Below are 8999 nucleotides of genomic sequence, written 5' to 3' on the forward strand. Positions count from 1 at the left end.
CTCGATGGGTATCGCCGTCGGCACGGCACCTGATTTTTTCTTCCTTTTGATTGATCTGCGTATCCATGAAACCCATTCAAGTTGGCCTTCTCGGCATCGGTACCGTTGGTTCGGGCACTTTCAATGTACTGACTCGCAACCAAGAAGAAATTCGTCGCCGTGCGGGCCGGGGCATCGAGATCACCATGGTGGCCGACCTCAACGTCGAGCGCGCCCGTGAGATCGTTGGCTCCAGCGCCCGCGTGGTGGCAGACGCCCGTGAAGTCATCGCTCATCCCGAGATCGACATCGTCATCGAGCTGATCGGAGGCTACGGCATCGCCAAGACGCTGGTGCTCGAAGCCATTGCCGCCGGCAAGCACGTCGTCACCGCCAACAAGGCCTTGCTGGCGGTGCATGGCACGGAGATTTTTGCCGCCGCCCGCGCCAAGGGCGTGGTCGTGGCGTTTGAAGCTGCGGTGGCCGGGGGCATCCCGATCATCAAGGCGCTGCGTGAGGGCTTGAGCGCCAACCGCATCGAATGGGTCGCCGGCATCATCAACGGCACCACCAATTTCATCCTGTCGGAAATGCGCGACAAGGGCCTCGACTTTGACGTCGTGCTCAAAGAAGCACAGCGCTTGGGTTACGCCGAAGCCGACCCGACCTTCGACATCGAAGGCGTGGACGCCGCGCACAAAGCCACCTTGATGAGCGCGCTGGCCTTCGGTATTCCGGTGCAGTTTGACAAAGCCCACATCGAAGGCATCACCAAGCTGTCGGCCACCGACATCCGTTACGCCGAACAGCTCGGCTACCGCATCAAGCTGCTCGGCATTGCCAAGCGCCGCGACGATGTGAATGAGGGTGCCGGCGGCATTGAACTGCGCGTGCATCCGACGCTGGTCCCGGCCAAGCGCCTGATCGCCAACGTCGAAGGTGCCATGAACGCCGTGATGGTCCATGGCGACGCTGTGGGCACGACGCTTTACTACGGCAAGGGCGCGGGCTCCGAGCCGACCGCTTCGGCGGTGATCGCTGATTTGGTGGACATCACCCGTTTGCATACCGCTGATCCGGATCACCGGGTGCCGTACCTGGCCTTCCAGCCCGATGCGCTGCACGCCACGCCGATCCTGCCGATTGAGCAGGTTCAGACCGCCTTCTACCTGCGCTTGCGCATCGCTGATCAAAAGGGTGTGCTGGCGGCCATCACAGCGATCTTGGCCGAAGGCGATATCTCCATCGACGCCGTGCTGCAACGCGAGCCCAGCGAAGGCGAAGATCAGACCGATCTGATCATCCTGACGCACCAGACCGTGGAAGGGCGCATGCGCTCTGCCATCGCCAAGATGCAAGCCCTGCCGACCGTATTGGCCCCCATCGTCAGCCTGCGCAAGGAAGAGTTGGCATGAGCATGAGTAAGCACATCCTGTCCTTCCAAGGCGGCAACGCTTTGTCGAGTTTTAAGGCTCAAGCCCTGCTGAGCGCCTTGCAAGCCGTGAGCCCGCGCATCACAGCGGTGGCCGCGCGCCATGTGCATTGGGCTTGGACCGATGCCGCTTTGGCGCAGACCGAGACCCAGCGCTTGGCGGCTTTGCTGGACTATGGCGATCCGTATCAAGGTGGCGTGGGCGACGCAGGCGGTGATGACGGTGTGTTGATCGTGGTGATGCCGCGTCTGGGCACCGTCTCGCCGTGGGCCTCGAAGGCGACCGACATCGCGCACAACTGTGGCCTGTTGATCCACCGCATCGAGCGCGTGACCGAGTTCCGTCTCAGCTTGAAGAGCGGCTTGCTGGACAGTCTGTTGGATAGCTTCACGGGCGGGGCCAAGGCGCTGAGCCGTGAAGAGCTGCAAGCGTGCGCACTTCTGCTGCACGACCGCATGACCGAATCGGTGGCCTTTGAGCACGAGGCGGCGCACCACCTCTTTGACGAACAACCCGCCCAAGCGCTGGAGCACGTGGACGTGTTGGGCCACGGCCGGGGTGCCTTGGAAAAAGCCAACAAGGACTTCGGCTTGGCGCTTTCGGATGACGAGATCGACTACCTTGTCAACGCCTTCACCGGCTTGGGGCGCAACCCCAGCGACGTCGAGTTGATGATGTTTGCGCAGGCCAACTCCGAGCACTGCCGCCACAAGATCTTCAACGCCGAGTTCAGCATCGACGGTGAGCGTCAGCCGCTCAGCATGTTCGGCATGATCCGCAACACCGAAAAGCTCAGCCCCCAGCACACGGTGGTGGCTTACAGCGACAACGCTTCGGTGATGGAAGGTGGCAGGACGCAGCGCTGGTTGCCCGCATCGGCGGTGGCCGGTGACAGCACCGCTCCGCAATACGGTCAGCGCGATGAAACCGTACACGTGCTGATGAAGGTTGAAACGCACAACCACCCGACGGCGATTTCGCCCTTCCCGGGGGCTGCCACCGGCGCGGGCGGTGAGATCCGCGACGAAGGTGCCACCGGCCGGGGTTCTCGGCCCAAGGCGGGCTTGACGGGTTTCAGCGTCTCGAACCTGAACCTGCCCGGTACCTCAGAGCCTTGGGAACAACGGGTGCTGGGCAAGCCCGAGCACATTGCCAGCCCCTTGCAGATCATGATCGACGGCCCGCTGGGCGGGGCCGCGTTCAACAACGAATTTGGCCGGCCCAACTTGGCCGGTTACTTCCGCGTCTATGAACAAGACGTGGCGGGTGTGACGCGCGGCTATCACAAGCCGATCATGATCGCTGGCGGTTTGGGCACCATCAGCGCTGATCAAACCCACAAGCTGCCGTTTGCCGCTGGCACCTTGCTGATCCAGCTCGGCGGCCCGGGCATGCGTATCGGCATGGGCGGTGGCGCAGCCAGCTCGATGGCAGCGGGCACCAACGCCGCGTCGCTCGACTTTGATTCGGTGCAGCGGGGCAACCCCGAAATCCAGCGCCGGGCGCAGGAAGTCATCAACCATTGCTGGAGCTTGGGTGCGGCCAACCCGATCGTGGCGATCCACGACGTTGGCGCGGGCGGTATCTCCAACGCTTTCCCGGAACTGGTCGATGGCGCTGAAAAGGGCGCGACCTTCGATATCCGCAAGGTGCCGCTGGAAGAAACCGGCTTGGCCCCCAAGGAAATCTGGTGCAACGAGAGCCAAGAACGCTATGTCTTGGCCATTACGCCCGAGAGCTTGGGCGTGTTCACCGCCATGGCCGAGCGCGAGCGCTGCCCGTTTGCGGTGATCGGTGTCGCCACCGACGACCGTGAGCTGATCTTGCAAGACGGTCCAGGCGCAGATGGGGAAATGACGCGTCCGATCGACATGCCGATGAATGTGCTGCTCGGCAAGCCGCCCAAGATGCACCGTGACGTCAAGCGCGTGGTCCGCAGCGAACGTGCCCTTGATCTGACCGGCGTGAAGCTTGACGAGGTGGCTTTGAGCGTGTTGCGGCATCCGACCGTGGCCTCGAAGCGCTTTTTGATCACCATCGGGGATCGCAGCGTGGGTGGTTTGAGTCACCGCGACCAGATGGTGGGTCCGTGGCAAGTGCCAGTGGCCGATTGCGCCGTGACCTTGGCCGATTACGTCGGCTTCCGTGGCGAGGCGATGAGCATGGGTGAGCGCGCACCGTTGGCCGCCCTCGATGCACCGGCTTCCGGGCGCATGGCGGTGGCTGAAGCCATCACCAATGTGCTGGCTGCGCCGATTGAGCTCAGCCGCATCAAGCTTTCCGCCAACTGGATGGCCGCTTGCGGTGAAGCGGGCGAAGACGCCGCGCTCTATGAAACCGTCAAGGCGGTGGGTATGGAGCTGTGCCCGCAATTGGGCATCGGTATCCCCGTTGGCAAGGACAGCTTGTCGATGCGCACCAAGTGGAGCGATGGCGGCCCGAATGGTCCGGTTCACAAGCAAGTGGTGGCGCCGGTTTCGTTGATCGTCACCGCCTTTGCCACGCTCGACGATGTACGCGGCACGCTGACCCCCCAGCTCAAGACCGACACGCCCGCCGGCTTGGACACCAGCTTGATCCTGATCGATTTGGGCAACGGCAAGAACCGCATGGGCGGCTCGATGCTCGCGCAGGTGCTGAATCAGTTTGGCCATGAAGTACCGGACGTGGACCACCCTGAGCAGCTCAAGAGCTTGGTGGCGGCCATCAATCAGCTGCGCGCTGAGGGCAAGCTGCTGGCTTATCACGACCGCAGCGACGGTGGCCTGTGGGCTTCAGCCTGCGAAATGGCCTTTGCCGGCCATGTGGGCGTGAGCCTGAACGTGGACATGCTGGTCACCGAAGGTGACGGCATCACGGACAGCCGCGCCGACACCGGTGACACCAAGAACTGGGCCACTCAAGTGGCTGAGCGTCGCAATGAGCTGACGCTCAAAGCGCTGTTCAACGAAGAACTTGGCGTGGTGATTCAGGTGCCGACCGCCGTGCGCGATGCGGTGCTGCAAACGTTGCGCTCGCATGGCCTATCGAAGCACAGCCATGTCGTCGGCAAGACCAACGACCGCGCTGCGGTCGAAGTCTGGCGCGATGCGAAGTCGGTGTTTGCCGCGCCGCTGCAACAGCTCCACCAAGCTTGGGACGATGTCAGCGCGCGCATCACCGCCCTGCGTGACAACCCGAGCTGCACGGCCAGCGAACACGCCGCTGCCGGTGCGCCGGACAACACCGGCTTGCATGTGCACTTGAGCTTCGATCCGACCGAGGACGTGGCCGCGCCGTTCCTCAATCTCACGCGCCCCAAGGTGGCGATCCTGCGCGAGCAGGGCGTCAACTCGCACGTTGAAATGAGCTACGCCATGGCTAAGGCGGGCTTCGATACCTTCGACGTCCACATGAGCGATCTGCAAGCCGGTCGGGCGCGCTTGGATCAGTTCCAAGGCTTCGTGGCTGCGGGGGGCTTCTCCTATGGCGACACCCTGGGTGCCGGTGAAGGCTGGGCCCGCTCGATCATGTTCAACGCGGCCTTGGCTGAGCAGTTCAAGGCGTTCTTCGGCCGCAGCGACACCTTTGCCTTGGGCGTGTGCAACGGCTGCCAGATGATGGCCGCGCTGTCACCGATCATTCCCGGTGCGCAAGACTGGCCGAAGTTCACGCGCAATCAAAGCGTGCAGTTCGAAGCACGCCTCTCCCAAGTCGAGATCTTGGCCAGCCCGTCGATCTTCTTCCAGGGCATGGAAGGCAGCCGTCTGCCGATCGCGGTGGCGCACGGCGAAGGTTTTGCCGACTTCTCGCAGCGTGGGGATGCTTCGTGCGTGCAGCGCGCCATGCGCTTTGTGGATCACACCGGTGCGCCGACCGAGGTTTATCCGTTCAACCCGAACGGCAGCCCCGAAGGTTTGACCTCGGTGACCACGGCGGATGGCCGTTTCACGGTCTTGATGCCGCACCCGGAGCGGGTTTTCCGCAACGTGCAGATGAGCTGGACCTCAGGCGATGTCAGCGCCTCCAGCCCGTGGCAGCGCATGTTTGGCAACGCGCGTCGTTGGGTGGGCTAAACAGCTCGTTTCCGACGTAAATCACGCGATTCGAACGAATTAGAAACGCCTTACAAAGGCAGCACAGGGCCTCGATGGCCCTGTGCTAACTTGTCTCTCAGGCAAGTTGTTCGGGCATTTTTGGGAGCGCATTTTGGACGTTTTGATGTTGGGCAAAGCCGCTGTGATGGGATTGGTCGAGGGTTTGACCGAGTTTCTGCCCATCTCCAGTACCGGGCATTTGATTCTGGCGGGCTCGTTACTTGGGTTCAACGATGAGAAGAGCAAGGTCTTCGATATCGCCATTCAGACGGGGGCGATCTTTGCAGTGATCTTGGTCTATTGGCATCGATTGCGCGAAACCATGGCGGGCTTGGGTTCTGATTCCCGCTCGCAGCGTTTCGCCATCAATGTCGGGATCGGTTTTCTGCCGGCGGCTTTCTTTGGCTTGCTCTTGGGCAAGATGATCAAAGAACACCTCTTCACCCCGTGGGTGGTGGCGGCCACCTTTATCTTGGGCGGTTTCATCATCCTCTGGGCCGAGAAACGCACCACCACGGGCGCAGCCAAGGTGCGTATCGCCGAAGTGGATGATATGGAGCCGCTGGATGCCTTGAAAGTTGGCTTGGTGCAGTGCTTGGCGATGGTGCCGGGGACGAGTCGTTCCGGTGCCACCATCATCGGCGGCATGCTGCTTGGGCTTTCCCGCCAAGCGGCCACCGATTTCAGCTTCTTCCTCGCCATCCCGACCCTGATCGGTGCCGGGGGCTACAGCCTTTGGAAAGAGCGGGCGCTGCTGTCAATGGCGGACGCGCCGATCTTCATCGTCGGCTTGGTCATGTCCTTTGTGGCGGCTTGGCTGTGCGTGCGTTGGCTCTTGCACTACGTGGCGACGCACAACTTCGTGCCTTTCGCTTGGTACCGCATCGCCTTTGGCGTGGTGGTGCTGATCACCGCCTCAACCGGCGTGATCAACTGGCACGATTGAAGACCAGATCCCAGACCCCGTGGCCCAGGCGCAAGCCTCGGGCTTCGAATTTGGTCAAGGGGCGGTAGTCGGGGCGCGGCGCGTAGCCACCATCGGCCACACTGTTGACCAAACCGGGCTCGGCGCTCAACACCGCCAACATCTGCTCGGCGTAATCCTGCCAGTCGGTGGCGCAGTGCACATAGCCGCCGGGTGCCAACCGGGAAACCAGCTTGGCGACAAACTCAGGCTGGATCAAGCGGCGCTTGTTGTGTTTCTTTTTGTGCCAAGGGTCGGGAAAGAACACATGCACCCCAGCAAGCGACGCCGGGGCAATCATCTGGTCTAAAACTTCGACGGCGTCGTGATTGAGGATGCGCAGGTTGCTCAACTGGCGCTCTTCGATGAGCTTGAGCAGTGCACCGACACCCGGCACGTGGACCTCTACGCCAACAAAGTCGGTGTCGGGTCGGGCTTGGGCAATTTCTGCCGTGGCTTGGCCCATGCCAAAACCGATTTCAAGCACGCGCGGTGCGCTCCGGCTGAAGACGTGTTCCCAATCAGCAGGAGCCGCTTGAAAGGGCACCACAAAACGAGGGCTGAGCTCTTCGAGTGCCCGTTGCTGACCGCTGCCCAAGCGACCGGCGCGCAAGACATAACTGCGGATCGGACGCATGGGGTGCGGGGTGGGCTGGACGGGATCAGTCATGGTGCCAAGGGTGGAATGCGAAGGGTCGCCATTTTGCCGGACGCTGCCCAAGTGCTGGACTGAGCGTGAATTTTTTGCGGCTGCTTGCTCAAGCAGCGCTGATTTCCTCGGCGGCCATGGCCTATAATCTGGGGCTCTAAAGCGGGCGTCGTTCAATGGTAGGACCTGAGCTTCCCAAGCTCAAGACGTGGGTTCGATCCCCATCGCCCGCTCCAGTGAAAAGCGCATCTCAGGGAAACGCCAGGGAAATCAGCGCTGCATGGCGGCTTCAAGCCGGGCCATCTTGGCGGTAACGCTTTTCTTGGCTTCCGTACACCGCGAGGTTTAGCCAAACTCGTCGCAAAACGTATTGCCGAGCGCGGTGCTCCCCCAGCTCAAAGCGGTCCATTTGCGCAGCCTGATCAATCTCAGCAAGGCTGGGCAGGTCATGGGCTCACGGGCCAAAGCCGAAGCTGTACTCAACGGCGCACCGTTTGATGAGGTGGTCAATACCGGGCGTGACCCGCTGTACCGGCTGGTGAGGCTGATGGATGGGGTGGGGAGCGGGTTGGTTAAGCCAGAATCACCAGCCATGCCGCATCCACAAGCACTGCCAAATTTTGAGAACGCCTTCATCCCGGATGCCAAGATGGTCGGCTATGCACTGAATCCTGATCACGAGGTCGGCCGGCATAAGGCGCTGGTTTTTTCCTCAGCGCTAGGCATCACGCAAGACAATGCCAGCGTGTTGTATTCAGCGATCCACGCCGGCCTGAAAAGTGCCCCATCGGTCAAAAAGCATGCTGACAAGCACGGCCAACGCTACGAGGTTGACATTTCCGTGACTGGGCCGGCTGGAAGTGCTATGGTGCGAACAGGCTGGATTGTTCGAAAAGAAGGCAGTGCGCCACAGCTCACCAGTGCCTACGTGAAGGATGCCAAATGATGTTTGAACTGCTTGATATGGTCCGCGCCTCGGCGGATATTCCTGAGTTCTCGGTCAAGGCTGGGGACGTTGGCACCATCGTTGAGGTCTACGATGACGGCGAATACGAGGTCGAGTTCTGCAACGACAAAGGCGAAACCATGGCGATGCTTGCCATGCCTGGGAGTCAAATGACGCCCGCCCATAGCTTTTCCATGATGGCTGCCTGACAGCTAGTCAGGCCCAGCCAACAGCCCGCCTCGTGCGGGCTTTTTTGCACCTGTGCCCTGCCTACGGCATATCCCATCCGTCATGGCCAACTTGCATGTCATGGCGCATTCGAGCAGTTGCTTCGCATGAGCAATCTCCGGATTGCTGCCATCAAGTCTCGCAAGGCGTAGGTACGCTGCGCCGATGATGCTGATCAGTCGCGCCTCTTCTCCTTCGGCACCGCTTTCGAAGCAGAATTCACGCCATTTGACGATCAGGGCTGACCGATCTTTAGGGGTTGTTTCCTTGTGCATGTTCACGCCCTATCACCCATCCACCCGGCACCGGATCGCCAACAGCTTGTAGGCGTCGATGCGGTCTTCGTCAAGAATGGTCTCTTGGTAGATGACAGCGCAGTTTGGGGCCTGTTGGGCGGCAGTCAACAGGGTTGATTCCATCCCGATCTTGCAGGTCGCCAATGCAGGTAGTGATGCGGCCAAGTGGTCACGCAGTGTGTCGAAACGGTTTCGGCACGGCTGCTGATGATCGTCCCCTGCTCCAAATTCAGTCGGTCATGTGCCCCACATCCACGGCATCACGCAGATCGGATGGAATCGGGAACGGGGCTCCGGTGACCCAAGCAGCCAGCACTTGGCCCGCCAAAGCGGCGCTGGTCAATCCCCTCGATCCCAAACCTGTCAGCACATAGAGCCCTTGGTGCGCGTTGTGGCAGCGTGGCCGCATGCGTGGACTGTCGAGCCGG

9 protein-coding genes and 1 tRNA gene are annotated in these 8999 nt (G+C 61.4%); 6 read left to right on the forward strand and 4 right to left on the reverse strand.

The annotated features are described in order from the left end of the window. The first annotated feature begins 65 nt into the window (after positions 1-65). The 3 genes from AC3VI7_RS11110 (at position 66) to AC3VI7_RS11120 (ending at position 6434) form a co-directional block, all read left to right on the forward strand. Positions 66-1394, forward strand: coding sequence for a homoserine dehydrogenase (locus AC3VI7_RS11110; protein ID WP_489667987.1), 1329 nt, complete (start codon positions 66-68; stop codon positions 1392-1394). Positions 1395-1396: 2 nt separating this feature from the next. Then, a complete protein-coding gene (gene purL / locus AC3VI7_RS11115; RefSeq protein WP_489668005.1) occupies positions 1397-5467 on the forward strand; it encodes a phosphoribosylformylglycinamidine synthase in 4071 nt (1356 codons plus the stop codon). 133 nt (positions 5468-5600) lie between these two features. Further along, the gene (locus AC3VI7_RS11120; RefSeq protein ID WP_489667986.1) at positions 5601-6434 is read left to right on the forward strand and encodes an undecaprenyl-diphosphate phosphatase; all 834 of its coding nucleotides are present in this window, start codon (positions 5601-5603) and stop codon (positions 6432-6434) included. Here the strand turns inward: AC3VI7_RS11120 and trmB are convergent. Continuing rightward, positions 6418-7122 (reverse strand): tRNA (guanosine(46)-N7)-methyltransferase TrmB, encoded by a 705-nt coding sequence (trmB, locus tag AC3VI7_RS11125; RefSeq protein ID WP_489667985.1) that lies wholly within the window; start codon positions 7120-7122, stop codon positions 6418-6420. The genes AC3VI7_RS11120 and trmB overlap by 17 nt on opposite strands. A gap of 141 nt (positions 7123-7263) precedes the next feature. Here trmB and AC3VI7_RS11130 point away from each other — a divergent pair. The 3 genes from AC3VI7_RS11130 to AC3VI7_RS11140 all read left to right on the forward strand — a co-directional run bounded on the left by AC3VI7_RS11130 (position 7264) and on the right by AC3VI7_RS11140 (position 8256). Beyond that, a tRNA-Gly gene (locus AC3VI7_RS11130) sits at positions 7264-7337 on the forward strand. A gap of 173 nt (positions 7338-7510) precedes the next feature. Continuing rightward, complete coding sequence (locus tag AC3VI7_RS11135) at positions 7511-8047, forward strand: DUF6883 domain-containing protein (RefSeq protein ID WP_489667984.1); 537 nt, start codon at positions 7511-7513, stop codon at positions 8045-8047. Next, positions 8047-8256: a DUF4926 domain-containing protein gene (locus tag AC3VI7_RS11140; protein WP_489667983.1), complete on the forward strand. Its 210-nt coding sequence runs from the start codon at positions 8047-8049 to the stop codon at positions 8254-8256. The genes AC3VI7_RS11135 and AC3VI7_RS11140 overlap by 1 nt, the downstream gene beginning before the upstream one ends. A 3-nt stretch (positions 8257-8259) precedes the next feature. On the opposite strand, the gene AC3VI7_RS11145 is transcribed toward AC3VI7_RS11140, so the two are convergent. The 3 genes from AC3VI7_RS11145 to AC3VI7_RS11155 all read right to left on the reverse strand — a co-directional run. Then, the gene (locus AC3VI7_RS11145; RefSeq protein WP_489667982.1) at positions 8260-8556 is read right to left on the reverse strand and encodes a hypothetical protein; all 297 of its coding nucleotides are present in this window, start codon (positions 8554-8556) and stop codon (positions 8260-8262) included. A gap of 6 nt (positions 8557-8562) precedes the next feature. Beyond that, positions 8563-8694, reverse strand: coding sequence for a hypothetical protein (locus AC3VI7_RS11150; RefSeq protein ID WP_489667981.1), 132 nt, complete (start codon positions 8692-8694; stop codon positions 8563-8565). A gap of 106 nt (positions 8695-8800) precedes the next feature. After that, on the reverse strand, positions 8801-8999 hold a 199-nt coding region (locus tag AC3VI7_RS11155; protein ID WP_489671525.1), incomplete at its 5' end, for a hypothetical protein.

It is taken from the genome of Leptothrix toolikensis (SeqCode), from assembly GCF_057922285.1.

Excerpts from the sequence above, each read along its gene's own strand:
- trmB (WP_489667985.1), bottom strand. The coding sequence starts at position 7,122 with ATGACTGATCCCGTCCAGCCCACCCCGCACCCCATGCGTCCGATCCGC.
- AC3VI7_RS11150 (WP_489667981.1), bottom strand. The coding sequence starts at position 8,694 with ATGGAATCAACCCTGTTGACTGCCGCCCAACAGGCCCCAAACTGCGCT.
- purL (WP_489668005.1), top strand. The coding sequence starts at position 1,397 with ATGAGTAAGCACATCCTGTCCTTCCAAGGCGGCAACGCTTTGTCGAGT.
- AC3VI7_RS11140 (WP_489667983.1), top strand. The coding sequence starts at position 8,047 with ATGTTTGAACTGCTTGATATGGTCCGCGCCTCGGCGGATATTCCTGAG.
- AC3VI7_RS11110 (WP_489667987.1), top strand. The coding sequence starts at position 66 with ATGAAACCCATTCAAGTTGGCCTTCTCGGCATCGGTACCGTTGGTTCG.